At 59.8% G+C, this 24,716-nt stretch carries 28 protein-coding genes, 1 tRNA gene and 1 pseudogene; 12 read left to right on the forward strand and 18 right to left on the reverse strand.

Annotated elements, in window-relative coordinates:
• The first annotated feature begins 591 nt into the window (after nucleotides 1-591).
• Nucleotides 592-1,272: a cyclic nucleotide-binding domain-containing protein gene (locus Q0677_RS09860; RefSeq protein ID WP_298909139.1), complete on the forward strand. Its 681-nt coding sequence runs from the start codon at nucleotides 592-594 to the stop codon at nucleotides 1,270-1,272.
• A gap of 2 nt (nucleotides 1,273-1,274) precedes the next feature.
• Here the strand turns inward: Q0677_RS09860 and Q0677_RS09865 are convergent, their stop codons facing one another.
• Complete coding sequence (locus Q0677_RS09865) at nucleotides 1,275-1,787, reverse strand: acyloxyacyl hydrolase (protein ID WP_298909142.1); 513 nt, start codon at nucleotides 1,785-1,787, stop codon at nucleotides 1,275-1,277.
• A gap of 144 nt (nucleotides 1,788-1,931) precedes the next feature.
• On the opposite strand from Q0677_RS09865, the gene Q0677_RS09870 reads away from it, so the two are divergent.
• The 3 genes and pseudogenes from Q0677_RS09870 (at nucleotide 1,932) to Q0677_RS09880 (ending at nucleotide 3,630) form a co-directional block, all read left to right on the forward strand.
• A tRNA-Met gene (locus Q0677_RS09870) sits at nucleotides 1,932-2,008 on the forward strand.
• Between the two features lie 337 nt (nucleotides 2,009-2,345).
• A pseudogene (locus Q0677_RS09875) lies at nucleotides 2,346-3,222 on the forward strand (integrase core domain-containing protein); the annotation flags it as partial.
• Nucleotides 3,223-3,420: 198 nt separating this feature from the next.
• On the forward strand, nucleotides 3,421-3,630 hold the full coding sequence (locus Q0677_RS09880; RefSeq protein ID WP_298909145.1) for a hypothetical protein: 210 nt from the start codon (nucleotides 3,421-3,423) through the stop codon (nucleotides 3,628-3,630).
• 2 nt (nucleotides 3,631-3,632) lie between these two features.
• On the opposite strand, the gene Q0677_RS09885 is transcribed toward Q0677_RS09880, so the two are convergent.
• The 5 genes from Q0677_RS09885 to Q0677_RS09905 form a co-directional block, all read right to left on the reverse strand.
• On the reverse strand, nucleotides 3,633-4,715 hold the full coding sequence (locus Q0677_RS09885; RefSeq protein ID WP_298909148.1) for a DUF1513 domain-containing protein: 1,083 nt from the start codon (nucleotides 4,713-4,715) through the stop codon (nucleotides 3,633-3,635).
• On the reverse strand, nucleotides 4,705-5,727 hold the full coding sequence (locus tag Q0677_RS09890; RefSeq protein WP_298909151.1) for an imelysin family protein: 1,023 nt from the start codon (nucleotides 5,725-5,727) through the stop codon (nucleotides 4,705-4,707). The genes Q0677_RS09885 and Q0677_RS09890 overlap by 11 nt, the downstream gene beginning before the upstream one ends.
• 1 nt (nucleotide 5,728) lies before the next feature.
• A complete protein-coding gene (locus Q0677_RS09895; protein WP_298909153.1) occupies nucleotides 5,729-7,270 on the reverse strand; it encodes a di-heme oxidoredictase family protein in 1,542 nt (513 codons plus the stop codon).
• A gap of 6 nt (nucleotides 7,271-7,276) precedes the next feature.
• Nucleotides 7,277-8,479: an imelysin family protein gene (locus tag Q0677_RS09900; protein ID WP_298909158.1), complete on the reverse strand. Its 1,203-nt coding sequence runs from the start codon at nucleotides 8,477-8,479 to the stop codon at nucleotides 7,277-7,279.
• 650 nt (nucleotides 8,480-9,129) lie between these two features.
• A complete protein-coding gene (locus Q0677_RS09905; protein ID WP_298909161.1) occupies nucleotides 9,130-10,158 on the reverse strand; it encodes a zinc-ribbon domain-containing protein in 1,029 nt (342 codons plus the stop codon).
• Between the two features lie 159 nt (nucleotides 10,159-10,317).
• On the opposite strand from Q0677_RS09905, the gene Q0677_RS09910 reads away from it, so the two are divergent.
• Genes Q0677_RS09910 through Q0677_RS09925 form a run of 4 tightly spaced genes read left to right on the forward strand, consistent with a single transcriptional unit; the run spans nucleotide 10,318 to nucleotide 13,233 of the window.
• Complete coding sequence (locus tag Q0677_RS09910) at nucleotides 10,318-10,992, forward strand: ATP-binding cassette domain-containing protein (protein ID WP_298909164.1); 675 nt, start codon at nucleotides 10,318-10,320, stop codon at nucleotides 10,990-10,992.
• Nucleotides 10,992-11,894, forward strand: a complete 903-nt coding sequence (locus Q0677_RS09915; RefSeq protein ID WP_298909167.1) for an FtsX-like permease family protein — start codon at nucleotides 10,992-10,994, stop codon at nucleotides 11,892-11,894. Before Q0677_RS09910 ends, Q0677_RS09915 begins: the two co-directional genes overlap by 1 nt.
• Entirely contained in the window at nucleotides 11,894-12,628 is a 735-nt protein-coding gene (locus tag Q0677_RS09920) for a 1-acyl-sn-glycerol-3-phosphate acyltransferase (RefSeq protein ID WP_298909170.1), read from the forward strand. The genes Q0677_RS09915 and Q0677_RS09920 overlap by 1 nt, the downstream gene beginning before the upstream one ends.
• A complete protein-coding gene (locus Q0677_RS09925) occupies nucleotides 12,628-13,233 on the forward strand; it encodes a pyridoxamine 5'-phosphate oxidase family protein (RefSeq protein WP_298909173.1) in 606 nt (201 codons plus the stop codon). Before Q0677_RS09920 ends, Q0677_RS09925 begins: the two co-directional genes overlap by 1 nt.
• Before the next feature lie 3 nt (nucleotides 13,234-13,236).
• Here Q0677_RS09925 and Q0677_RS09930 read toward each other — a convergent pair whose 3' ends face one another.
• Together Q0677_RS09930 and Q0677_RS09935 are read right to left on the reverse strand one after the other, a co-directional pair.
• Nucleotides 13,237-13,572 (reverse strand): carboxymuconolactone decarboxylase family protein, encoded by a 336-nt coding sequence (locus tag Q0677_RS09930; RefSeq protein WP_282181755.1) that lies wholly within the window; start codon nucleotides 13,570-13,572, stop codon nucleotides 13,237-13,239.
• Between the two features lie 96 nt (nucleotides 13,573-13,668).
• The gene (locus Q0677_RS09935) at nucleotides 13,669-14,634 is read right to left on the reverse strand and encodes an acetyl-CoA carboxylase carboxyltransferase subunit alpha (RefSeq protein ID WP_298909175.1); all 966 of its coding nucleotides are present in this window, start codon (nucleotides 14,632-14,634) and stop codon (nucleotides 13,669-13,671) included.
• A 194-nt stretch (nucleotides 14,635-14,828) separates the two neighbouring features.
• On the opposite strand from Q0677_RS09935, the gene Q0677_RS09940 reads away from it, so the two are divergent.
• Complete coding sequence (locus tag Q0677_RS09940) at nucleotides 14,829-14,951, forward strand: hypothetical protein (RefSeq protein ID WP_298909178.1); 123 nt, start codon at nucleotides 14,829-14,831, stop codon at nucleotides 14,949-14,951.
• A gap of 43 nt (nucleotides 14,952-14,994) precedes the next feature.
• On the opposite strand, the gene Q0677_RS09945 is transcribed toward Q0677_RS09940, so the two are convergent.
• Nucleotides 14,995-15,423 carry a Spy/CpxP family protein refolding chaperone gene (locus tag Q0677_RS09945; protein WP_298909180.1) on the reverse strand — a complete coding sequence of 143 codons (429 nt, stop codon included), beginning with the start codon at nucleotides 15,421-15,423 and terminating at the stop codon, nucleotides 14,995-14,997.
• 156 nt (nucleotides 15,424-15,579) lie between these two features.
• Nucleotides 15,580-16,539 (reverse strand): L-malyl-CoA/beta-methylmalyl-CoA lyase, encoded by a 960-nt coding sequence (locus tag Q0677_RS09950; RefSeq protein WP_298909182.1) that lies wholly within the window; start codon nucleotides 16,537-16,539, stop codon nucleotides 15,580-15,582.
• Between the two features lie 271 nt (nucleotides 16,540-16,810).
• Between Q0677_RS09950 and dgcN the strand changes: the two genes are divergently transcribed.
• Entirely contained in the window at nucleotides 16,811-17,812 is a 1,002-nt protein-coding gene (gene dgcN, locus Q0677_RS09955; protein ID WP_298909185.1) for an N-acetyltransferase DgcN, read from the forward strand.
• A gap of 82 nt (nucleotides 17,813-17,894) precedes the next feature.
• Nucleotides 17,895-18,860, forward strand: a complete 966-nt coding sequence (dgcA, locus tag Q0677_RS09960; RefSeq protein ID WP_298909188.1) for an N-acetyl-D-Glu racemase DgcA — start codon at nucleotides 17,895-17,897, stop codon at nucleotides 18,858-18,860.
• Between the two features lie 2 nt (nucleotides 18,861-18,862).
• On the opposite strand, the gene Q0677_RS09965 is transcribed toward dgcA, so the two are convergent.
• Nucleotides 18,863-19,312 carry a DMT family transporter gene (locus Q0677_RS09965; RefSeq protein ID WP_298909191.1) on the reverse strand — a complete coding sequence of 150 codons (450 nt, stop codon included), beginning with the start codon at nucleotides 19,310-19,312 and terminating at the stop codon, nucleotides 18,863-18,865.
• 102 nt (nucleotides 19,313-19,414) lie between these two features.
• Here Q0677_RS09965 and Q0677_RS09970 point away from each other — a divergent pair, with 102 nt between their 5' ends.
• Nucleotides 19,415-20,269 carry a D-amino-acid transaminase gene (locus tag Q0677_RS09970; RefSeq protein WP_298909194.1) on the forward strand — a complete coding sequence of 285 codons (855 nt, stop codon included), beginning with the start codon at nucleotides 19,415-19,417 and terminating at the stop codon, nucleotides 20,267-20,269.
• Between the two features lie 68 nt (nucleotides 20,270-20,337).
• Here the strand turns inward: Q0677_RS09970 and parA are convergent, their stop codons facing one another.
• From parA to Q0677_RS10005, 7 genes are all read right to left on the reverse strand, one after another.
• On the reverse strand, nucleotides 20,338-21,003 hold the full coding sequence (gene parA, locus Q0677_RS09975; RefSeq protein ID WP_298909197.1) for a ParA family partition ATPase: 666 nt from the start codon (nucleotides 21,001-21,003) through the stop codon (nucleotides 20,338-20,340).
• A gap of 85 nt (nucleotides 21,004-21,088) precedes the next feature.
• Nucleotides 21,089-21,883, reverse strand: a complete 795-nt coding sequence (locus Q0677_RS09980; RefSeq protein WP_298909200.1) for a class III extradiol ring-cleavage dioxygenase — start codon at nucleotides 21,881-21,883, stop codon at nucleotides 21,089-21,091.
• A gap of 154 nt (nucleotides 21,884-22,037) precedes the next feature.
• Entirely contained in the window at nucleotides 22,038-22,436 is a 399-nt protein-coding gene (locus tag Q0677_RS09985; RefSeq protein WP_298909203.1) for a hypothetical protein, read from the reverse strand.
• Nucleotides 22,426-23,064, reverse strand: coding sequence for a DUF5671 domain-containing protein (locus Q0677_RS09990; RefSeq protein ID WP_298909206.1), 639 nt, complete (start codon nucleotides 23,062-23,064; stop codon nucleotides 22,426-22,428). The genes Q0677_RS09985 and Q0677_RS09990 overlap by 11 nt, the downstream gene beginning before the upstream one ends.
• Before the next feature lie 110 nt (nucleotides 23,065-23,174).
• Entirely contained in the window at nucleotides 23,175-23,492 is a 318-nt protein-coding gene (locus Q0677_RS09995) for a DUF1244 domain-containing protein (RefSeq protein ID WP_298909208.1), read from the reverse strand.
• 12 nt (nucleotides 23,493-23,504) lie between these two features.
• Nucleotides 23,505-23,840: a 5-carboxymethyl-2-hydroxymuconate isomerase gene (locus Q0677_RS10000; RefSeq protein WP_298909211.1), complete on the reverse strand. Its 336-nt coding sequence runs from the start codon at nucleotides 23,838-23,840 to the stop codon at nucleotides 23,505-23,507.
• Between the two features lies 1 nt (nucleotide 23,841).
• On the reverse strand, nucleotides 23,842-24,582 hold the full coding sequence (locus Q0677_RS10005) for an N-formylglutamate amidohydrolase (protein ID WP_298910447.1): 741 nt from the start codon (nucleotides 24,580-24,582) through the stop codon (nucleotides 23,842-23,844).
• Nucleotides 24,583-24,716 lie beyond the last annotated feature (134 nt).

Below are 24,716 nucleotides of genomic sequence, written 5' to 3' on the forward strand. Positions count from 1 at the left end.
AATAAAATATTCTCTCAGACGATGAAACAAAACAAAACGCCGGTAGCCAAAAGCTGCCGGCGTCTTGCGTTCGGGGGAAGCTTGTGTGCGCACCCTTCTCAAAGACCTAGAACGCCACGCGTAGAACGCTCTTCAGCCCGAAAGCACTTAGTGTCTTTTGAACGATCACGTTAGATATCCCATATTGGTTTAACAATAAGTCAGAGCTTTACCATGGTGGGAGTCCAATACACCAAAAAGGAAGTACTAAGACACTTGATTGGGTATGCCATTTGCTGGGTTATCTTGGCTGCTGATGTGTACTTTCGACCTGAGGGAATAGAAGGGGCCCGATATGAGTACACCCTGAAAACTCTGCGGGTCTTAGCCCCGATAGTTGGGCCGGTTCTGATATGGTCCGCACGGCGTCACGCTTCCGATTGCAAAGCCAAGCGGGACAAAAAGTGAAGCTGGTTGCAGTCTCACCGCACATTTGGACAGTTTTCTAGCGATAAACCGCACTAAAGGTTAACATGCGGGGACTGGTTATCCCTGGAATGATCGTAAAACAAAAAACAGTGCGTCGTTCCCAGTGAAGAGGAGCGCCCGCCCATGTCGTCAGACATTCTTGTATTCGCTGCTGCGACCACATTTGTTTTGGGCTACTTGATCATCAATCAGGTGGCTCTGCGTATCATGCTGTTGATCGGGACTGGGCTGTATATTTGGTACTATGCGGTCGTGAACGATACGCCGCTTTGGCCTGCGATCTGGGCCAGCGGGGCGACCGGATTGGCAAATCTGATTGGGTTGACCAATCTATTTGTCCGACGATCCAAATGGATCCTTCCTAAACGGGATGTTGACATCTATCCGGCTTTCAGCGCGCTCCCTCCGGGCGATTTCCGGAAACTCATGCTACTGGCGCGGCGGGATAAATACAATAAAGACAGGGTTTTAACCACCATCGGGACTGCTGTGCCGGATCTGTACTACGTCATATCCGGCGCTGTGGACGTGCAAAAACAGGATGGCAACTTCACGATGCACAGCGGGAACTTCGTGGGCGAGGTGGCGTTCCTGACAAACAACGAGGCATCAGCGTCGGTTGTGATGGCTGAAGAGGGGGAGTTGTTGTGCTGGGATGTGACCCAATTGCGCGCACGGGCTGAACGGGATGTGAGGTTCCGGTTGGCGTTGGATGCGATGATTTCCCTGGATTTAGCGCGCAAGGTGGCGCAGGCCGGGGCGCCGAAAGAGGCGAGCGGAGACAGTCAGGAAGTCGCCATGTGACTTTACTGAGCGTAGCGCAGAAGGACTGTTTCCAGACCCGGATTCGGAATGGGATAGCTGAGCTCTCCGTTTGACCGATGATCCAGAGACACTCCAACCCGTTCGCCGGTCTCACGATAGAAGCCCGCCTCGATGCCCGACCGAAACTCCAGCGGATACCCCAAGACAGGACCGCCCTCTGATCGCATCCACCAGCCTGGCATGAAGCTAAGCTCGGCAAAACCTGGACCACTTGGCATGCGGAACTCGTTCACGGCTCCTGCGCCGATCCAGACATCTCCAAGGCTGTCAACGGAGACGCCAACGACGGGGCGGAAAGGGCCGAAGCTGACGGGCAGATCGTGGCGATAATACAGTTCGCCCCCGACCGAATCTGCTTCGAAAATCAAGCTGCCCGCTGACACCGTGTAGCGTGCGACCTCGAGGGCAGGTTTCACACAGCCGCGGTCGCAGTGATTGACCCACATATCAATCAGCCCGGTCAGCAGAAACAAAATGGCCAATGTGCCGTCCATGAAACCCTCATTTGTTCCCAGAGACTTAGCCGATATCTATGGTGAAGTCATCCATCCAGACGGGCGAATGCATTTTGTAACAGATTTTTTGCCGATTGCGCTTGAGCTTCCCGAAACCCGGGACTATATACACCACACTACTGGCGCGGGATGGAGCAGCCCGGTAGCTCGTCAGGCTCATAACCTGAAGGTCGCAGGTTCAAATCCTGCTCCCGCAACCAAAAGCTGATTAGTGATCAGACACTTAAAGGTCGCCTCAGGGCGGCCTTTTTGTTTGCTTGATGCCTTGTGGAAGCATTGCTTTCGTGGCCGTTACTTCTTTCCCCAAAGCCAAGGGCCCGGCCAATTCTCCCACAAGATCAATATCTGGTTTGTCACCGTTGGGAACTAGTCTGACCTCTGAAAGAAGAGAGCGGATGAATTCCGTCGCCTTATCCTCCCCTACTGAAATGGTCCGCCGCTATAGTTAGGAAACGGAGGATCAAACATGGGAATTAAGCGACATAAACCAGAAGAGATTGTCACGAAGTTACGGCAGGTTGAGGTGCTGTGTGGGCATCGGAGCGGCGAGCCTGTCGTGTTCTGGGACCGCACCGGTCCACACAACGTCGTTTGCCGGTTGGCCCTTCTGACGAGGAGCGTCTAGTGCCTGATAAAATCGACCTGACCCGCCAGTATGGTCGGTATGCGCTGCACGGCAGGGTATTTCCGCAGGAAATGTCCCAAGAGTGGCTACCGCCGGATCGCAGCTTTGCTCAAAGACGCCGGATGGCTTGTGAACGACAAGCGTGTCGAACGTCTGTGGCGGCGTGAAGGGCGCAAAGTGCCAATGAAACAGCCGCAGAAACGGATGATCTGGCTCAACGATGGCTCCTGCATTCGTTTGCGGCCGGAGTATCGCGATCACGTTTGGTCATACGACTTCGTGCATCACCGAACTGATGACGGGAAGGCATTCTGGACTCTGAGCATCCAGAATGAGCACAGCCGGGAATGCCTGGCGATCCGAGTGAAGCGAAAGCTGAACTCGACCGATGTTATAGGCGCACAGACGGACCTGTTCATCCTGCGTGGCGTCCCGACATACATCCGTTCAGACAATGGCCCGGAATTCATTGCTCAGGCCGTTCGTGGCTGGATCGCAGCTGTTGGCGCCAAGACCGCTTACATCGAGCCGGGATCTCCTTGGGAGAATGGATATTGTGAAAGCTTCAATGCCCGGCTCCGCGATGAACTGTTAAATAGCGAAGTCTTCTACAGCTTAAGGGAGGCGCAAATCCTGATCGAAGAATGGAACCTCTCGGTGAATGCTGGCATTCACCTGCCGGTCAGCGGGAAGCACTACAACACGAAACGACCACGTAGTGCCTTGGGCTACCGCCCACCCGCCACGGAAACCATCGGGCCGATGGAGCCCACACCAATAATGCACTAACATTCAAACTGGACCACTTAGGTGGCGCTGATCAGCGGCCGATATTGCTATGATCGAGGCCATTTCCGCCTAAAAAAGAATTGGGATGTGTCTTGTTCTTTTCCGAGCAGTTCACCAACTGCAACCTCTGTCACCAGATCGGCGAAAGCCTGATGGACCAGTGTGAGGCCTTTTCCGACTACAGTTACCACAACAGTAGTGTTCTACAGCCATCACAATACCACGTTGGAGCCGCGGCGGATTAATCCCGAACCCGGTACGCCTTTTGCCCTTCCTGCGGTGCCCTGGGCGCTGGCGGTTAAGGAGCTGACGCACGGTCCGGCGCTGGATGACCGACGTATCGACGCGCTGGTGGCGTTCATGAAGACTCTCGCCGACGTGCGGTATGAATACCTGCTGGAGGAGTAGGCTCAGCCCACCCGCACCAGATGATTGTCCCAGGACCAGTCTCCTGCGACAGGCACGGTTTCGATCACGCCATTGTTCCGCAGCACAAGTCCACCCTTGCAGCTGATGACCAGCCCCTGTGCGCTTTGGGCAACGCCGCTGGCCACCGGGATATCTGCATCACCCAGCGGCTGGCCCTGCCTGTCCAGAAAGATCACGTGACCACCCTTGGGTCCGGTCACGGCAATTTCCGCGCCATCCGGGGCTACGGCGATAGAGCCAGCGTAGTGCTTGAGGCGGGTTTCGGATGGGTGTGTCAGTAGCTCTGGTGTGCCGCCACGGCTAAACCGCGCCACAAGAGGCACAACCTGCGTGGGCGCCCCCTGCCATTGCAAGGCGGCCACCACCCGACCTGCTGCATCCACATCGATATGGCGCACCGAGTTCTTCTGCATCTCGCCCTGCAACGGCTGGGTTTCCAGCAGCGATCCGTCTGCAGACACGAAGGCAAGGTTCGTCTGCATGGTCGGGATATTGAGCTTGGCACGGACGAAGTCGGGATGGGTCTGGATGCCACCGTTGGCCACCGCGAAGTCACCGCTGGCCAAGCGGATGATCTCGTGCGGCCCGATGCCACCACTGGGAAATTCCCCGACCCGCGCATAGCCGTTTTCGACGTCCCACACGCCGATGCGCCCGTCCGGGATGTCATAGGCGTTTTCGGTGGTGAACAGGTGGCGCCCGTCGGCGGAAAAGGCGCCGTGGCCATAGAAATGCCTGCCCTCGGGTGTGGTCAGGCGCGCGACCTCCTGTCCGGTGACGCAATCAAGGACCAACGCAAACGTGCCTGGCCTGCGCGCGAAGGCGACCGCCTGTGCAAGATGGGGATGCGCTGCGGCGGCGTGACCGCGGCCCGGGATCGGCAGGGCAAAACGCACAGCGCCAGAAAGCGTCAGCCCGACCAGCCAGGTCGAGTTATCCGAGCGATTGCCCGCCGTCAGGTAGAGCGGTTCACTGAAGTCGGCCCAGAGCGGCGAAGTGCCGGCCGCAAGCCCGGCCCCCGCACCCATCAGGAAATGGCGGCGGCGCATAGTCTTAGTCCCCATCAGCAGCAGAGAACCCGGTCTCTACGCCAATAGCAGGACCAACACTTTCGTTGACCTGCCGCTGAAGGGACCCAATACGGGTTTGCAGCGCCTCGACGCGAAAACGCGTTACAGGGTCGGTAACGGCGAGGTCAAGAGGCGTGCCGACGGCTGCGATCCGCATGCGTGTTTCGTTGATCCTATCCAGCAACTCATCAATCTCGGCAAGATTGTTGTCTCCTGCGAATCCCTGTTCCAATAGGGTGCCAATCCCAAGAAGCTGAGCATCAATGAGTTCAAAACTAAGCCCCGCCCGCCAAGCTTCGGCCCGGGTCGGCCGCGGCGCATTGAACGTGCCCAAAGGCCGTCCCAATCGAGCGTCGCCGATCCGGGTCAGTTCGAAATCTGCGGCGGTGAACAGAACCTTGGTGAACTCGTCTGCCGATTGATAGACCGGGTTTTCGGGGCTAGGAGCACGCGCCAAATCGGCCCATCCACCCTTGTTGAACCAGTCGGCATAAAGCTGGTTGGCCATGCCGTGCAGATGGGCTGAGATGCCAATGACAGCTGGACAAGCCGGCAAGTCGTCAAACAGCAACCGTTCGATCGCGGGCAATCCTTGGACCGCTGCGGAATGTTGAGCTATTGTTGCCGGGTCTTGCAGCGCTTCGGGGCTTTCGGTCAAAAGCGCTTTTAGCCCACGCCCGACATAATCCTTTTTGTCAGGCCAGAATCCCACTGACAGCACGGCGCCGTTCTGCACGATGGGACCGAATTGATAGGCATCCAGCGGCGCCCATGCCAGCCAAGTTTGTTTGAACGCGTCAGTATGTGCGTCCTGTCCGATCTCAGCAGCACAATAGGATACGGACATTTCAGCCAATGTCTCGGCCGCGTCTCGAAATGCTCCGAACTGCATCTCGATTACGGTCAGCGCGCGGTCTCGCAAGGCCTCGTGGTCGATATCAGCTGCTTGAGCAGGTGCAGCAAAACACGCAAACCCGATCAGCGCTGCTGGGGCAAGGTGGTACATTTCAGAGCGACTCCAGAAAAGCGATGAGCGCATCGCGCCCGTTTTTGTCCATCATGCGAACGGCCTCACGCGCGGCTTCTGCCTCTCCCCCGTGCCAGAGGATGGCTTCGAGCAAAGTGCGCGCCCGTCCGTCATGCAAGAAGTTTGTTTGCCCGCTGACCGTGCTCGTCAAGCCAATTCCCCATAGTGGTGGCGTGCGCCATTCCCGCCCGGTAGCTTGCCATTCGGGCCGGTTGTCGGCCAGCCCTTCCCCCATGTCATGCAACAAAAGGTCGCTGTACGGCCAGATCAATTGGAAGCTCTGTTCAGGCCGGTCATCCAGGCGATGGGTCACGAATTTCGGCACATGGCAGGATGTGCAGCCCGCCGTATAGAACGCCTCTTTGCCAGCCAGAACCTCGGGCATATCGATATTTCGCCGCTGCGGAGGGGCCACATTGCGAGCAAAGAAGGTGATAAGATCCATGACCACTTCACCGACCTCAAGGTTGTCCTGTTCGGGCGTGTTGCCATCGGGCGCGGCCATGCATTCGGTTTGCAGCTCGGTGCAATCGCCGGTCGCCGCAGGGCGGTAGGGATTGGATAGTCCGATATCACCGTTCAGCGCGTCCATTGATTGCGCCTGCACGGTCGGCGCCCCGGCCTTGAGCCCGAAACGGCCTGTCATCCACTGGCCGTAAGGTTCCGACCACACCCGGTTGGCCCGCCCTGAAATGCCATCGCCATCGGCATCGTCTGGGTCAGCATGGGCAAGAAGATCGGCTTCAGGAATTGCTTCGAGAAGCCCTAGGCCAATCATCGGCGGCGCGACGCGGGGGCTAAGCTGCGTGTCCGGGTGCAACGAACCATAGCCGAGCGCCTCGACCGTGTAGGTCGGCTTGCGCAATTCGACCACCTCTCCGTCCCCCAGTGTAACAGGAACGGTTTCATAGCTGACCTTCACCCGACCCTCGGCGGGCACACCGAGCACGGATTTGTCTTGTAGCTGAAGCCCGTAGTGCGGCTCGGGTGCGTTGGGCAACAGAGCCAGCGCGTCGGCTGAAAGCCCCGAGGCCACATCGGGGATCGACACCCGCAGGAACAGCGACCCCAGCCGGTCACCGTCACCTTCGGGGGGGCGGCCGCGGCCATTGTTCGGGTGACATGCGGAACAAGCCCGCGCATTGTAAAGCGGCCCCAGCCCATCGCTGGACACCGTCGCGGACGGCGGCGCAACCCACAGCTTTTCGAACAGGGACGACCCGACCCAAAAGTCCAGCTCGCGGTCTTTCGGCATATTGCCCGAGGCCGCGTAAAATGACTTGTCCGACGCGGGCGCAAGAAAGGTCGCCGCCCCAGCTGGGCGCAGTTCAAAGGGTTCGGGTGCATTGAAATCCTCGGTGGGCGCGGTCACAATTGCGATCCGGTCAGCCTCGGCTTTGCTGCGCGGCGCAATCTCCAGATGCGGCTCACCGAGCGGCTCGGAAAAAGAAGCGCTGGCGAAGATCGCCAGCGCTGTGGAAAGGAGGGCGCAGGACGCCCTCGATATGCTCTTGGTGGTCATGGGACCTTATTCGAAGACTGTCGAAGGATTGTCGAGGCTATCAGAACCCTCAACGCTCACACCTTCAAGGCCAACCAGAGCAACGGCACGTTCGATGTTACGGGTCTGGGCGATCAGACCATCAATAGCAGTCTGTACCAGAGCGTTACCAGCTTCGTTGCCAGCGCCGATCATTTGGTCATAAGAGGTGCCTGCAATGGCGGTATCGCGGATGGCACCCAAAGCCAGAACCGAGTTGTTCAAGTCATTCATCAAAGCCACCCCAACCGAAGCATCCAGTTCGGTGACCAGATCGTGCAGTGACGGGCCCGAAACAACCGAACCATCCACGCGTACATAGGAGCCGGAGTAGACGTTGCGCACGCCCAGACCATCGTAATAGTGCGAGTTATGGGTGTTGTCCGAGAAGCAATCGTGCTCTTCTTCCGGATCATGCAGCATCAGGCCCAGCTTCATGCGTTCACCTGCTTGCTCGCCATAGGACAGCGATCCCAGACCTGTGAAGGCCATGATGAGACCCTTGTTTTCGTCGGCAGTCACATCTGCGCGGCCTTGGCCACCTTCGGACCAGTTGGCGACGGCATCTTCAAGGTCGGTGATCAACAGATCGGACGCAGCCACAAGGTAATCAGCACGACGATCGCAATTGCCGCCCGTGCAGTTGGCGGTGTCAAAGTCGGTGGCCGGGCGGTTACCGGCTCCGTGTTCCGTGCCGTTCAGATCCTGTCCCCAAAGCAGGAACTCGATGGCGTGGTAACCGGTGGCCACATTGGCTTCGATCCCATCAATTTCATGCAGGCTTTCAATCAGCTCAGGCGTGATTGTGGCCGCATCAATGGTCTGGCCAGCCACTTCAAGGCTAGCATTGGCAATGATATTGGCGGTCGAGAATGGGTTCTCGTCATTTGCACCGGCTTCGCCTGCGATATAGTCGATCAGACCTTCATCCAGCGGCCATGCATTCACTTTGCCTTCCCAATCATCCACGGTCGGATTGCCAAAGCGAAACGCCTCGGTCTGTTGATAAGGCACACGAGAGGCTAGCCATGCGTCCTTGGCGGCTTGCAGGGTCGCGTCCGAAGGTGTCGCGACCAGCGCGCCAACGGCCAGTTTCAGCTCTTTGGCCAAGATCAAGCTGTCCTCGTAACCCGCGAGCGCGATGTTCGCATAGTTGTCCAAAATGGCCGCACGATCAGCGGCTTGCGTCATTCCTGCCGAGGCAATCAGTAAAGTTGAAGCGGTGAGAGTTTTGCAAAGTTGCATCGAAGAACCTTTTTGTTCGTGCGTGAATCGTTGAGTGGTCATTGCCATAGTATTTTTGTCAGGTAAAGTACCTGATTGAATTAGTAGGTTAAACCTGAGGGGCATAACCCCTACAAAAGAAAGAATTTAGCAGAAAAGCGGACTTTACTTGGAAACGCGTTTAACGTCCGCTACCGGCCGGTCTTTATCGCACGACTTCGCGGCGACTGCGAAATGCTGCGACTGCTCGCTCGGTAAAGTTGGCTCAGTCCGGGTGCAATCCGGAGTGGCTTCAATGGGCTAAAAGCTACACTCAACCTCGGCGAGGCAGCTCCATTTTGAAGCGGCGCTTGCGGGCTCCAGAAGCCAATAAAATAGTAGCTAGATACTTAAAGGTCACCTTCGGGCGGGCTTTTTTGCCTGAATGCTTCTGAAAGCACCGTGGACGCACTCAGCTTGATAAAGAGCAACAATCTCCGCAGCCAGATATGGATGCAGAAGTTGGTTTTTGAGCCCAGCAAAGTATGTGGCCCGGCCGCGACAGCCAGATTTCATAAGGCCAGAATAGAGGTATTTGGCACGAGGGGCTTTCCCAGGGCGGTTAATACCGCCTTGGGTTAGCCTTCGGACGAGGTGTCCATCAGGGCACGCATTTTTTCGATCGCGGATTGCATGGCGCCTTCCAGCCAAAGCCGGACGCCGTCGCCCATCGTTGTGTACTGGTCCAACGCACCTTGCGCCTGCGGGAAGCGTTCGCTGATTTGCGGGGCCAGCACGTAGAGGCTGACCAGAAGCACGGCCAGCAGAATGGTCAGGCTGAAACCGCGGCGGAACCCGCTGCCGCTGGATGCCGCATCATCGCCCCTCGGGCCAAGATCGATGCGCGTATCACCCGCGCTATCCGGGGTGTCGAGGGTCGAGTTGATCTCTTCAATATCCGGCAGCATGTCGCGGCTGCGCAGATCTGTTTCGTCGACCTCTTCCTGCGCGGCGTTTGCCTCGTCTTCCATTTGCTTCAGACGGGCCGCAAGCTCGGCGTCATTGTCGCGCGGTGCTGCGTCCAGCCCAAGATCCGGCTGGGTTTCGATCCCTTGGCTCTCGGCCTCGCGGGCGCGCAGTTCTTGTTCGGCCTCTTCCTGAAGGATCTGTTTGACTTCTTCACGGACCTCGGTGCGGGGGGCAGCGGCGGCGGCGGGCGTGGAAGTGTCCGCGTCGTCTTTGTCGTCGCTGTCATCCGGTTGGTCAGCTTCGACTTCAGGCTCGGTCTCCGCGTCTTCCGGCTGGCCTTTGGCTTCTGCCTCCTCGACTTCGGGTTCTTCGGGCGCGTCCGCGCTGTCTGCTTCGGCCTTTTCAACCTCGGCGACATCTTCGCTGACCTCTGGATCGGCGCTGGGGGCTTCGTCCGGTGTTGGTTCGGGATCAGGTGTGGGCGCGGGTTCCGGCGCTTCGTCTACGTCTGGCGCGTGCGGTGCCGGGATCTCGATTTTCGGCTCTTGCACTGCCTCGGCTTGGGTGGTGGCAGGCTTGGGCGGGGTGAAAAACCACGCGTGACCACAATTCGAACACTGAACATCGCGGCCTTCTTCAGGCATCACGCGATCATCAACTTCGTACTGAGCACCGCAATTGGGGCAAACCAAACGCATTTTTATACCTATTCCCCTCAGACTGGCTGGAAATTTTCCGCCTCAATCAAGAGTAATATGAGCAAAAAGCTTGTGGAAATCAAACACTCCTGTGTCGCTCATTGAAACAATCCGCTAGCTGAGGCACAACTGGCGCCAAGCAAGCACGAGGGCATCACATTGATCGAGCTGGAACAGGTCGCTTATGGCTATGGCACCGGGACGTTGTTGTCCGATGTGACCATGTCCTTGGCGCAGGGGTCGTTTCATTTTCTGACGGGGCCGTCGGGCGCAGGTAAAACCACGCTGATGAAGCTGTGTTATGGAGAGCTGGTGGCCGAGCAGGGCAGCGTTGCGCTGTTTGGCCAAAACGTGCGCGATATGCAGCGGGATGATGTGGCCGAAATCCGTCGCCGCATCGGTGTCGTGCACCAAGATTGCCAGTTTCTGGATCACCTGAGCCTTGCGGAAAACATCATGCTGCCGCTGACCGTGTCTGGTCGCGCGTTGCACGACCCGTCCGAACTGCAAGAGCTTCTGGCCTGGGTCGGGCTGCAGCAACAGGCCAACGCCAAGCCACCCGAGCTGTCCGGCGGGGAACGTCAGCGGGCCGCACTGGCGCGGGCTGTGATCATGTCCCCGGATGTCATTCTGGCGGACGAGCCGACGGGTAACGTAGATTGGGATATGTCCGTGCGTCTGCTTCAGTTGTTGGTCGAGCTTAACCGCATGGGTAAGACCGTGGTGATAGCGACCCACGACATGAACCTGATCCGCTCGGCTAAATCGCAGGTGCAGGCACGAGTGCTGCGGATTTCGAACCATCAGGTGACGGCAGCGGGGGCAAATCTGTGATGACCCTTTTGTCCAACATCCTTCGATTTCTGTCTGGCGACGCGCAAGCCGACCGCGTGGTGCCGCCCACCGGGTTTACCGCGCGACTGACGGTCTTTGCCTCGGCCGCGATGGCGTTTCTGGCGGTGTTTGCCTTGGCCTTTTCGCTGGCGACGGGGCGTCTGGCCGACCGCTGGGGCGATGCCTTGGCGAAAAGCGCGACGATCCGTATTTCGGCCCCGGCGGACCAGATGGATGCCCAGCTGCTGGCCGTGACCGAGATCTTGGCAACCACCCCCGGCGTGAAAGAGGCGCGGCCCTTGGGCGAGGACGAACAGCGCGCATTGCTAGAGCCGTGGTTCGGCCCGGATCTGCCGCTGGATCGCCTGCCGATCCCGCGTTTGGTCGAAGTGATTGAAGATGACGAGGGCTTTGACGCCGCCGGGCTGCGTGCCCGTCTGGCGGGCGAAGCCCCCGGCGCCATTCTGGATGACCACGCCCGCTGGCGCGAGCCTTTGGTGAAAGCCGCCACGCGCCTGCGGTCGCTGGGACTGGTTGCGATTGTGTTGATCACGGCGCTGGCGGGCGTGGTGATCACGCTGGCGGCTTCGGCAGCTTTGTCCGCCAATGAACAGGTGATCCGCGTGCTGCGTCTGATCGGCGCGCGGGACAGCTATATCGCCCATGCCTTTGTGCGCCGCTACACGCTGCGCGCGCTGGGCGGGTCCGCTGTTGGCACCGTGCTGGGCGCGCTGGCGCTGTTTCTGCTCCCCTCGGCCGGGGCCGAAGGTGGCTTCCTGACTGGGCTTGGCCTTCAGGGCTGGCAGTGGCTCTGGCCCCTTGTGATCCCCCCATTCGCGGCACTGGTGGCGTTTCTCGCCACCCGCCAAGCCGCCCTGACAACCCTGCAGGAGAAACGCTGATGCGTCACGCAATTCAATGGCTGCGCTCGCTTCTGTTCATCACCCAGATGTACATCATGCTGCCCATCGTCGGCTTTATCGGTGTCCCACTAGTCTGGATCAAGCGCGACAACGCGTTCAAGGTGATCCATTTCTATTGCAACTGGGTCCGTTGGACCGCGTCTTGGATGATCGGTCTGAAAAGCGAAATCCGGGGCGAGGTGCCGACAGGCGAGGTTCTGATCGCGGCGAAGCACCAGTCGTTCTTTGACATCTTGCTGCTGGCCTCGGTCCTGCCGCGCTTAAAGTTCATCTATAAAAGTCAGCTGAAATGGGCGCCGATCATCAACATCTACGCGGTCTATACCAATTCGGTCCCGGTGAACCGCGGCAAGAAGGGCGCGGCGATCAAGCAGATGGTGGCCGCCGTGAAGGACGGGCAATCGAAGCCGGGGCAGCTGGTGATCTTCTCGCAAGGGACGCGCGTCGCGGCGGGGGCGAAGAAGCCCTATAAGGTTGGCACGGGCGTGCTGTATCGGGAAACTGGGCAGACCGTCATTCCAGCCTCGACCAATGTGGGCGTGTTTTGGAAACGCCATGGGATCATGCGCCATCCGGGGCTTGCGGTGTTGGAGTTTCACGACCCGATTGAACCGGGCCTTGAGCTGAACGAATTCATGGAACGGATCGAAGACGTGGTGGAAAGCGGCTCGGACGCGTTGATGGAAGAGGCCGGATTTAAGCTGGAGAGATAATGGACTTCATCGAGACGACAGAGGCGCTCGAGGCGCTGTACGGCACGCCCAGCAAAGGCTCGCAGGTCAAAGTCGCACAGGAACTGACGCCGACCTATCGCCAATGGATCATGGCCTCGAAGTTTTGCATTCTGTCCACGGTTGGTCCTGACGGCACCGATGGCACCCCGCGCGGTGATGATGGCCCGGTGGTGACCGAACTGGACGCCCGCACGCTGGCGATGCCGGATTGGAGCGGTAACAATCGCATCGACAGCCTGCGCAATATTGTCCAAGACCCGCGTGCGTCGTTGATGTTCATGGTGCCCGGATCCGACAACGTGGTCCGCGTGAACGGAGAGGCGCGGATCACTGCAGACGACGCCTTTTGCGCCCGGTTCGAGAAATCCGGAAAACGCCCCCGCACCGTGCTGATCTTCCGCATTCACGAGATCTATGTGCAATGCGCGAAGGCCCTGATGCGCTCCAAGTTGTGGAGCGCCGGGGATCAGAGCGGCGCGCTGCCCACCATCGGGGACATTCTAAAGGAAATGAGCTCGGGCGAGTTTGGCGGCGCGGAATATGACCGCGCCTGGCCAGAGCGTGCAGAACGGACGTTGTGGTAGGCGTCAGGCGCTGAACTGCTCATACGCCTCCCGCGCCTTGGCGCTGTAAGCCAGCGACGGGCCGCCGCCCATATAGGTCGCCATGGCCAACGCCTCGTTCAACTCATCCAGCGTGGTTCCCAGACGGACCAGCGACCGCACATGAAAGCCAATGCAGCTGTCGCAGCGGGTCGAGATGGCGATGCCAAGGGCGATAAGCTCTTTGGTCTTTTCGCTGAGCGCACCGTCGGTTTTCGCCGCGGTGCCCATCTGGCCGAACCCTTTCATCGTGGCCGGAACGTCCTTGGCCAGATGTCCAATATTACCTTCGGTTTCAGCTAGAAATGCTTTCCAATCCACGGGGAACCCTCCTGATTTGTGGTCCCGTGAATATTGTGGATGCGGGCCGGGCTTCCAACCCGCCCCACGAAAGCGTGATTGCTGCGTGTGTCGGCGTTACGCCGCCAGACCTTTCGAGCCCATTTTCAGGAACTTCTCGCGGCGTTCTTTCAACAGCGCGTCGCCCTTCTGGCGCTTCATCAGCGCTTTCAGCTCGGCTTCGATGGCCTTGCCGACGGCTGCGATGGTCTCATCCCGACCGCGCTGGGCGCCGCCCATCGGTTCGGGGATGATGTTGTCGATCACGCCCAACTGCTTCAGGTCTTGCGCGGTCAGGCGCAGTGCTTCGGCAGCTTCGCGCATCTTCTCGGCGTCTTTCCACAGGATCGATGCGCAGCCTTCCGGCGAGATCACCGAATAGACCGAGTGTTCCAGCATCATGACCGAGTTCGCGGTCGCCAGTGCAACCGCACCGCCCGAGCCGCCCTCGCCGATGATCACTGAGATCACGGGCGATTTCACGTTCAGGCAGCGTTCGGTCGAACGCGCGATGGCTTCGGATTGGCCGCGCTCTTCCGCGCCTTTGCCGGGATAGGCGCCGGGGGTGTCGACCAGCGCCACGATGGGCAGGCCAAAGCGGTCGGCCAGATCCATCAAGCGGATGGCTTTGCGATAGCCCTCGGGGCGGGCCATGCCGAAGTTGCGTTCGATGCGGGTTTTGGTGTCGTGGCCTTTTTCCTGACCCATAACGACCACCGGGATGTCGCCGATGCGGCCCAGACCCCCCATGACCGCGTGGTCATCGGCAAAGTTCCGGTCGCCTGCCAGCGGCGTGTATTCGGTGAACAGCGCGTTGATGTAATCGCGGCAATGCGGGCGATCCGGGTGACGGGCCACCTGGCATTTGCGCCACGGGGTCAGGCCTTCATAGAGTTCTTTCAGAAGCTTCTCGGCCTTGGCGTCCAGCGCTTGCGCTTCGCCTTCGACATCCATCTCTTCGTTGTTGCGGGCAAGTGCGCGCAGCTCTTCTGCCTTGCCTTCGATTTCAGCCAGCGGTTTTTCGAACTCGAGATAGTTGGTCATGGGCCTGCCTGATTACACAATGTTCATGACTATATGACGCTTGGGAAGCGGCTTTGCAACGGGGGGGCGAAAATCCGGCCCGGCGGAAATGTCGATTCTTGCGACGGGAATCCGTTGCTCGCGCGTTTGCTAATTAGATGGCCGCTTGGGCCGTTTGGTTCACACCACGCAGAACACGCAAAGGGAGCAGACGCATGACACGGACCATATTCACGAAACGCAGCGCTTTCCGGGCCTTCACGGCCAGCTATTTGGTCTTGCTAATGACCCTAAGCTTCGCCGCAGTTGCGACGTCCGAGGTGCTGGTCGGGCTGTAGGAACAGTGAGGGCGGCAACACGCCGTGCCGCCGCCCTGCAAGATCAGGACACGCCTGCGATTTCCAGCAGTTTGGCGAATTGCTCTTCGGTCAGAACCATGCGCCAGTGATCGGCGCAGTTTGACCGCATCATCACCAGCTTAACCTCGTTCGCGCCGATCTTGTCGGCGATGGCCTGACGCTCGGCGGTGGGTTTGCCGTCCACGATGGCTTGGCGCAGGGCTGCGCGCAGCTCGACCGTCTCGGCCTCGAGCGCCTTGCGGTTCGCAGGCATGGTGGCGACCCAGTTCTTCACGTCCGCGCGCTGTTCGTCGTTCAGCTCAAGCACATCCATGTTTTTGGCCAGAATGCCGGTCAGTTGGATCACCGGACGCGACAGCCCAGTTTTTGCAGGGTTGGAGGGTTGCATTTGTGCCAAAGCAGCCCCGGACAGGCCAAGGGTGAGTGCGGTGGCGATAAGAAGCGGTTTCATCAGTGTGTCTTTCAGTTTGGGATGCGTCCCCAAACGGGCCTCGTCATGACCCGCGCCTAAATTAACCCTGACGGCGCTGCCGCCCATGCGACCAGTTGACCCGGCACAAAAAAAGCCCCGCGTAAACGCGGGGCCAGTCGGGGAATAATCTTCTAATTAGCTGCCGGCGATCAGTTCGGCCTGTGCCACGATCACCTCGGCCTGTTTGATCGACGCGATGTCGACCAGACGGCCTTTGTAGACCGTTGCGCCTTCGCCATTGGCTTTCGCCTGTTCCATGGCGGCTAGGATCTCGCGGGCTTCTGCGACGGCTTCTTCCGACGGGGTGAAGACTTCGTTTGCCAGTGCGATCTGCTTGGGGTGGATGGCCCATTTGCCAACCATACCCAGCGTGGCCGAGCGTTTGGCCTGCGCGATATACCCTTCGTCATCCGAGAAGTCGCCGAACGGGCCGTCGACCGGCAGGATGCCGTGGGTGCGGCAGGCGGCGACGATGGCGGCTTGTGCCCAGTGCCACGGATCCGACCAGTGCTTCACGCCTTCGCGCAGCATGTAATAGTTTTCCTGCGTCCCACCGATGCCGGTGGTCTGCATGCCCATCGAGGCGGCAAAGTCAGCCGCACCAAGCGACATGGCCTGCAGGCGGGGCGACGAGGCGGCGATGGCTTCGACATGCGCGATGCCCGCTGCCGATTCGATGATCACTTCGAAGCTGACCGGCTTGGTGCGGCCTTTGGCACGTTCGATCGCGGTGACCAGCGCGTCCACGGCATAGACGTCTTCGGCGCAGCCCACTTTCGGGATCATGATCTGGTCGATGCGGTCGCCAGCTTGCTCCAGCAGGTCGACTACGTCGCGGTACCAATAGGGCGTGTCGAGGCTGTTGATGCGCACCGACATGTATTTGTTGCCCCAATCAATGGTATTCATCGCTTCGATGATGTTGGCGCGGGCCACATCCTTGTCCGACGGCGCCACCGAATCCTCGAGGTCGAGGTTGATTACGTCAGCGGCCGAGGCGGCCATTTTCGGGAACAGCTTTGTGTTCGAGCCCGGGCCAAACAGTTGGCAGCGGTTCGGGCGGGACGGGGCGGCGGGTTGCAGTCGGAAGGACATGACGGGCCTCTCGGTAATGATGTTGCGATTTCTTGGGTGCAATCGTTATTAAATTGCTGCGCTGCCCGCAAGGTTATTTTGCGCCCGCAGCATATTGGGCGGATTCTTAGGCAAACCGACTTTGTGTCGAAGAAAATTGCTTGAATGTGGCAAAATGACGGAGGAATTTGCGAAAAGGCCTCGTTTCGAAGTGAGTTCGCAAGAAAATCCGCTGAATAATCGTCAAAATGACGCGACGGATAATCCACCACTCATCGAAAGGGCCGCGGCCATGATCAAGACACCGTATCTTCTGTTCCTGGGCGACGCGCCCGACCAACTGGCGGCCAAAGTGGCCATCGGCATCCGTGACTGGCGCCCTGAAAACGCCGTGGGTCAGTTCCGCATGGAAGGCTGCGGTGCGGATCTGGGTCTGACCGACATGACGCTGGCCGAGGCCAAGGCCGCTGGTGCCAAGACGCTGGTTGTGGGTGTGGCCAACCGTGGCGGCGTGATTTCCAAAGAGTGGAAAAAGGTGCTGGTGACGGCGCTGGAAGAAGGCTTCGACCTGGCCTCGGGCCTGCACAACCTGCTGCGCGACGAACCCGATCTGGTTGCCGTGGCCGAAGCCACCGGCCAAGAGCTGCACGACGTGCGCATCCCCGAGGTCGAGTACCCGATCGCAAACGGCAAGAAACGCACCGGTAAGCGTTGTCTGGCTGTGGGCACCGACTGCTCGGTCGGCAAGATGTACACCGCCCTGTGCATGGACGCTGAAATGCGCAAGCGTGGCCTGAAGTCGACATTCCGCGCCACCGGTCAGACTGGTATTCTGATTACGGGTGACGGTGTGCCGCTGGACGCCGTGATCGCCGATTTCATGGCCGGTTCGGTCGAATGGCTGACCCCGGACAATGACGAAGATCACTGGGATCACATCGAAGGTCAGGGCAGCCTGTTCCACGTGTCCTATTCGGGCGTGACCATGGCGCTGATCCACGGCGGTCAGCCGGATGCTCTGGTTCTGGCGCACGAACCGACCCGCGAACATATGCGTGGTCTGCCCGAGTACACCCAGCCGTCGCTGGAAGCGCTGCGCGACACTGCGCTGAACTTGGCGAAGGTGGCAAACCCGGACTGTCAGGTGATCGGCATCTCGGTCAACACGCAGCACATGTCGGATGACGACGCCAAGGCCTATCTGGCGAAGGTCGAAGCTGACATGGGCCTGCCAGCGACCGACCCGTTCCGCTATGGCGCGGGCAAGCTGGTGGATGCGCTGGAAGCGATCTGATAGGTCGTTAGCGGCTCTGGTGGCTGGGGGCGCTGCCCCCAGATCCCCGGGATATTTATGACAAGAAAAAGAGGGCAGGCGCGTGAAGATTTCCGTTACCCCTGATGTGTTCAAACTGGCGCAGGTGTTCACCATCTCGCGCGGGTCGCGGACCGAAGCGAAGGTTCTGACCGTTCGGGTTCAGGATGGCGATCATGTGGGCTGGGGCGAATGCGTGCCCTATGCGCGCTATGACGAAACGCTCGAGAGCGTGACGGACGAGATCATGGGCCTGCCCGGCGACATCACCCGTGCGGCGCTGTATGATCTGTTGCCTGCCGGTGCGGCGCGCAATGCCGTCGATTGCGCGTTGTGGGATCTGGAAGCCAAGCGCGCGGGCAAACGCGCGTGGGAGTTGGCCGGGTTGACCGCGCCGAGGCCGGAAATCACCGCCTATACGCTGTCGCTGGCCGAACCTGCCGAGATGCAGGCGCAGGCCGCGAAGAATGCGCATCGTCCGCTGTTGAAGATCAAGCTGGGTACGCCTGACGACATGCCGCGTCTGGAAGCTGTGCGCGCCGGGGCGCCCGCCTCGCGTATCATCGTCGACGCCAACGAAGGCTGGTCGGCCGAGGTCTATGCCGATCTGGCCCCGCATTTGGTGCGTTTGGGCGTCGATCTGGTCGAGCAGCCGTTGCCTGCGGGCGAAGACGATGCGCTGATCGGGATGGACCGCCCTGTGCCCGTCTGTGCCGATGAAAGTTGCCATGACCGCACAAGCCTGCCCAAACTGACCGGCAAGTATGATGTGGTGAACATCAAGCTGGATAAGACCGGTGGCTTGACCGAGGCGTTGGCCCTGCGTGAAGCTGCATTGGCCGAGGGCTATAAGGTGATGGTCGGTTGCATGGTCGGCTCGTCGCTGGCGATGGCACCCGCCACGCTGGTTGCTCAGGGCGCGATGGTCACCGATCTGGACGGCCCGCTACTGTTGGCCGAGGACCGCGAGACGCCGCTTTTGTTTGACGATGCGGGCGTACACCCGCCCAGCGCCGCGCTTTGGGGCTGATGTCAGCCACGTCCTGCAATCTGGGTCAGAAAGACGCCCACGCCCATGACCGCAATCCCGGCAATGCGCCAGAAGGTCAGGGGCGTGACATTCGCGCCAAACAGGCCGAAATGGTCGATGGCGGCCGCGGCGATCAACTGTCCGATCAGCACATAGAACACGGCATTTCCGACGCCAAAACTGGGCGCAACCCATGTGATCGTCAGCACGTAAAACGCCACAAGGCAGCCCGCGAAGAACAGGTGTGGCGGAGACCCCACCGCGCCTTTCAGCGACGCGCCGGACATCAGGAACACGACGCCGGTAGTCAGAAATGCCACCACGAACAGGATCAGTCCCGCCGCAATCGGCGATCCCATCCGCTGCCCCAAGGCTGCGTTCAGGGCAGCCAAAACCGGAATGCCAATCCCGGCGGTCAACATGATGGCGGCGGATTGCGTGGCGCTGGGCATGGGGTTTCCTTTGACTCTGGCGTCGGTATTTGTATCAACACCCCAAACAGGAAATGCCGCACGGGTCAAATGGCCCGCAGCGTCACATGAAGGAGACCTGACATGACCCGCACCGTTTACGTAAACGGAGAGTACCTGCCCGAGACCGAAGCCAGCGTCTCGATCTTTGACCGTGGCTTCCTGTTTGCGGACGCGGTGTACGAGGTGACCAGCGTGCTGAATGGCAAGCTGATCGATTTCGAAGGTCACGCCGTGCGCCTGGCACGTTCACTGAACGAGCTGGGGATGGAGAACCCGATCTCGAAAGAGGATCTATTGGAGGTTCACCGCGAACTGGTGCGCGTGAACGAGATCGACGAGGGTTTGGTCTATCTGCAAATTTCGCGTGGCGCCGACAGCGACCGTGATTTCGTCTTCCCGGATCCAGAAAAGGTAAAGCCGACTGTGGTCCTGTTCACCCAGAACAAGCCGGGTCTGGCCGAGACCGTGAAGCCGATGAAGGTGATCTCGATCGAGGATATCCGCTGGGGCCGTCGCGACATCAAGACCGTACAGCTGCTGTACCCGTCGATGGGCAAGATGATGGCCAAGGCGGCTGGTGCAGACGACGCATGGCTGATCGAAGATGGTTATGTGACCGAGGGCACGTCGAACAACGTCTATATCGTGAAAGACGGCAAGATCATTACGCGCGGTCTGTCCAACGACATCCTGCACGGCATCACCCGAGCCGCCGTTCTGCGCTTCGCTGAAGAAGCCCAGATGGAGATTGAAGAGCGTAACTTCACCATCGAAGAAGCACAGAACGCCGATGAAGCTTTCTTTACCTCGGCCTCGGCTTTCGTGATGCCGGTTGTGGAAATCGACGGCCAAGCGCTGGGCGATGGCGCGCCGGGCAACGTGGCCCTGCGCCTGCGCGAGATTTATCTGGATGAGAGCCTGAAGAAGGCTGTGTAAGCCACAGGCAAATGAAATCCGAAGGGGCTGCGTTTGCGGCCCCTTTTTCGTTGCGAGTTGGCTCGGTTCTAAGCCAGTTGGCGCTCGGCGGCGGGTTCGAGGTTTAGGATAGCGGCCACTTCGTCAGCGAGCGCTCGTACCTCGTCCGCTGCGGGACCCGTCCTTTTGGCCTCAATCACACCTAGGCCGCGGCCCAGTGCCTCGGCATAGATCACGCGGTGGGTGAGCGTGGATTGCAGCGATGTTGCCCCAAGTTCGGCCACGGCGGCGGCGACTTGTTCGCCAACGCGCGTGCCGTTGCGGGTGCGGTTCATGACGACCTGGGTGGGCTTGCCGGCGCGGTCCGCCAAGTCCAGTACGTCGTTGGTGGCCCAGACATCGGCCTGACTGGCCGAGACGGGGATCAACACCAAATCCGACTCGCTTAGCACCCAGCGCACGTCGCTATCGGCTTTGGGGGGCGTGTCGATCAGGATGATGTCGGCCTGTTCTTTGACCCCACGAACGGCGCGCGAGATGCCATAGGCGGTGGCGGTCGCGAACTGAAGGTTGTCATCCTCGCCCAGCGTTTCTTCGCGGATATCCAACCACTTACCAAGACTACCTTGGGGGTCAGTGTCCAGCAGGGCCACGCTTTTGCCCTGCGACAGGAACGCGATTGCCAGGTTCGAGACGAGCGTTGTTTTGCCCGCGCCACCTTTCTGCTGCGCCACGCAGATGATCCGACTGCTCATTGGTCAAGCCTCCAAATGTCGTTTCTGCGCTGCAGCATACCACTTTGGAGGGGGGAGCGATAGGACTATTGCGTGGCGTTTTTCGCTATCCCAAGCGGAAACTTGTCGCAGTGACGCCGCCAAAGATGCCTTCCTCGTGATAGCTCACGGTCGAGGGGTCCTCTTCTGCCGCCCCCAAAGCCACGAAGATCGGGGCAAGGTGGTCTTCTTCTTTGTGGGCGATCCGGGCCGAGGGTGCGGTTTCCCAATCCAGAAGCGCTTGCGTACGCTCTTTGGGGTCGCGCAGCATCACGTCATTCAACCACGTATCAAACTCGGTCGATGGCACCCGCGCGCCGGGGCCGAAATTGCGCAGGTTGTGATAGCTCAGACCCGACCCCACGATCAGCACACCTTCGTCCCGCAGGGGCGCAAGGGCGCGTCCAAGTGCGAAGTGGGCGGCTGGGTCATATCCGTGCTGAAGCGACACTTGATAGGTCGGCACATCTGCCTCGGGATAGATCACGGCCATCGGCGCAAAGACCCCGTGGTCGAAGCCCTGCTGATCGTCCAGATGCGTGGGCAAGCCCGCCGCCGCGATCAGATCCGCCGTGCGCTGGGCCAGCGCGGGTGCACCGGGGGCGGGATAGGTGATCTCATATGTATGGGCCGGAAAGCCGGTATAGTCATAGACCATCGGCGGCGCGTCCGAGGACATTACGGCGAAGTCAGTCGTTTCCCAGTGGCCCGAGATCATCAAGACCGCTTTAGGCTTTTCGGGAAGTTCCGACGGCATCGCGGCAAGCGAGCGTTCCAGTTCGGCGAAACCACGGCGCATCTCGGGCAGCCACGGCCACGGGCCGCCGCCATGCGAAATGAAGAATGTGGGCATGCGAGTCATATCAGGTCCTTTCGTTGGAGCTTAGATAAGACCCGCGCGCGGCGCACGGAACCGGCGCGCGCGAACAGGCTTGGTGCGCATTTGCACAATTTAGATTAGAGTAGCGGGCCGCGCCGGTCTGCGTGACGCACGACTTTTCGCGAGGGCACAGGGATCAGCGATAGGTGATGGTTGCGCAGCCGGTGGAAGCTTCCAGCCGTCCATTGACGACATGTGTCGAACGCAGGGCGTCAGGCTTTTCTAGCTCGACACAGATTCGATAGGTGTTCGCCGAGGTCTTCTCGTAGCGATACGGAGATCCGGTGTGCGGGTCGTCGAACCGAACGTCGGTCGAGCAGGCTGGGTCTGGGGTCAGGCTTTCGGGAAGCTGCCGATTGTTGGCGTGGGCTACGCAGCGCACGAAATCCGACAGGGCACGCAAGTCGTCGATGCGGCCCCTGTCGCGCTTTTCGCTCTGCCCGGCTTGGGGGCCGCCGGTCGCCAAAAGCCCAAGGATGACTGCCCCTGCCACAAGGGTGCCGATCACGATCTGCGCTCCGGTTTCACGACGCATCGCTGTCTTCCCCGGTTTCGTTGCGGAAATACATCAAGACCGCCCCCGCCACGATCGCGACCACCAGTGCCTTCAGGATGAACCGGAGGGTGAGATCCCCTTCAAGGAAGGTGTAGATCACCGCCATCAGGTCGCCTAGCAGGGAAATGACCGCCAAGAACAGGGTCACATACCCGAACCATTTGCGCACGCCGGAACGCTGTTTTCCAGGATCCGCACGGGTGGCGCGGACGGTCCGGGCGTTCAGCAGAAGAAACAGCGGCGCGAAGACGATCAGCGAGGCGATTGACCAGCGCATCATCGAAAGCTTGTAGCCCGCGTAAGGGGAATCACCGGGTTCCGGAAGCCACCGGTCGATCAGGTTGAATGAGAGCGACGTCAGGTGCCACGCGGTCATTGCGAGTGACACGAACAAGATGCCGTAGAAAAACGCCTCGCGTGCCGAGACATAGGGTCGGGGGCGTGGGACGGGTGGAGAGAAGTCGATCTCGGCCCACGCGTTGAGCGCCTGTTTGACCTCGTTCGGGGCCCAGCCCGCATCGGTCAGGGCGCGGTGGATGTCGTCGCGGGATTTTCCGGCGGCAAGAGCTTCGCGGGTGAACTCGGCGAGTTGATCGGCTGGGCGCATGGGAACCTCTTCATCTCGAATGGCCTTCTCAGCCTGACACGCATGGGCAGAAATGAAAAGCGCCCCGGCCGAAGCGGGGCGCTGTACAGGAAACGAGATTTCTAGTCGGACTACTTTTTTTCGTTCAGCACATTCTCGCGGAAGGCCACTTCAAATTCCGCCTGCTTTTCGGGGCTGGCGTCGGTTTGATAGTTCGCCTTCCACTCGGCCATGGTCATGCCATAGAACGCCTCGCGACCTTCTTCCTTCGACATCTCGATACCGCGTTCGTTGGCGGCTTCTTGATACCAGCGGGCAAGGCAGTTGCGGCAGAAGCCGGCAAGGTTCATCAGGTCGATGTTCTGTGCGTCGGTGCGGTCTTCCATCAGGTGCTTTTGCAGGCGGCGAAAGGCGGCGGCTTCGATCTCGATACGGGTCTGGTCGTCCATGTGGGTCACTCCTTAGAGAACGTCTTTGGCATAGGAGGGGCTGAGGTCTTCGACGTCAACGGATAGGTTGGCGATCTGCGGCAGTTGGGCGCGAGTTGTGGACAGGATCAGCCCGGAAAGGTCGGATTTCACGGCCTCGGACCGGCCGGGAAGCAACGCGAATTGCGCGTGCGCAAAGCTTTGCGCCTCGCTTCCCATTACCGCATAGGCGGTCGGCAGCGCCCGGATCTTGATCGAGGCGGGGTTGGGGATCGCGTCATGGGCGGACAGCGCGTCAAGCAGCGCCTCGCACAGGGGTTGCATGCCCGGTTCGGCCTCGCCGGTGTATTCAATGCGGATATGTGGCATGTCAGAGCCCCGTTTCGGCCAGCGTTTCCATCAAGATCGGTGCCAGACGTTCGGCCCATGCGCGTTGCTGCTCTTCCGTCTCGATCAGGTCGTTGCGGATCTCGATCAGCACGTTGGGGCGCTTTTGCAGCACCGCGTGGCGGTCGATGCTGTCGCCGTCCAGATGGCCGCCATAAGGCTCGTTTTCGCCCACACACAGATCGGGATCTTCCGCGAGCTTCGCGATCAGAGGTGTCGCAAGGCGGCTGTCTTTCTCATGCAGGACCGCAACATGCCACGGGCGCGGGTCGCGGCCGTTCAGCTGCGGCGTGTACGAGTGCATTGCCACGATCACCGTGTTGTCCTGACGGGCGGCCATATCGGCCAGCGCGTTGTGATAGGGGCGGTGGAACGCGTCCAGACGGCGGGCCTTCTCAGACGCATCCGCATGGCGGTTCGCGGGAATCACGGTGCCGTCGTAGAGCTTCATCAAAAGCGTCGGATCATCCTCGCCCCGGTTGGGGTCGATCACCAGACGCGAGAAATTGGATAGGATCGCGGGCGCGTCCAGAAGCTCGGCCAGATGGATGCTGACCCCAGCGGCGCCGACGTCATAGGCGATGTGACGGTTCATATCTTCGGGCGCGATGCCCAGATCGCCGTTGCCAACGCAAGAGGGCACGGTATTTGCGGCATGATCGCATGTGATCAGCCAGCGCGAAGGCCGATCCGGCCCGTGAACGTGAAATGGAAGGTATGTCATGATGGTGTTGTTATTCTGATTCATATCCCCTTTAAGCGAGGTCAAAGCCGAGCGCTACATGTGAGCGCTAACATTTTGTTGTCAGCGCTAACAAAATAGGGCATAGAGCGGCTAACCCCGCGTAAGAAATGCCC

The organism is uncultured Aliiroseovarius sp., assembly GCF_947492455.1.
Lineage (GTDB): Bacteria > Pseudomonadota > Alphaproteobacteria > Rhodobacterales > Rhodobacteraceae > Aliiroseovarius.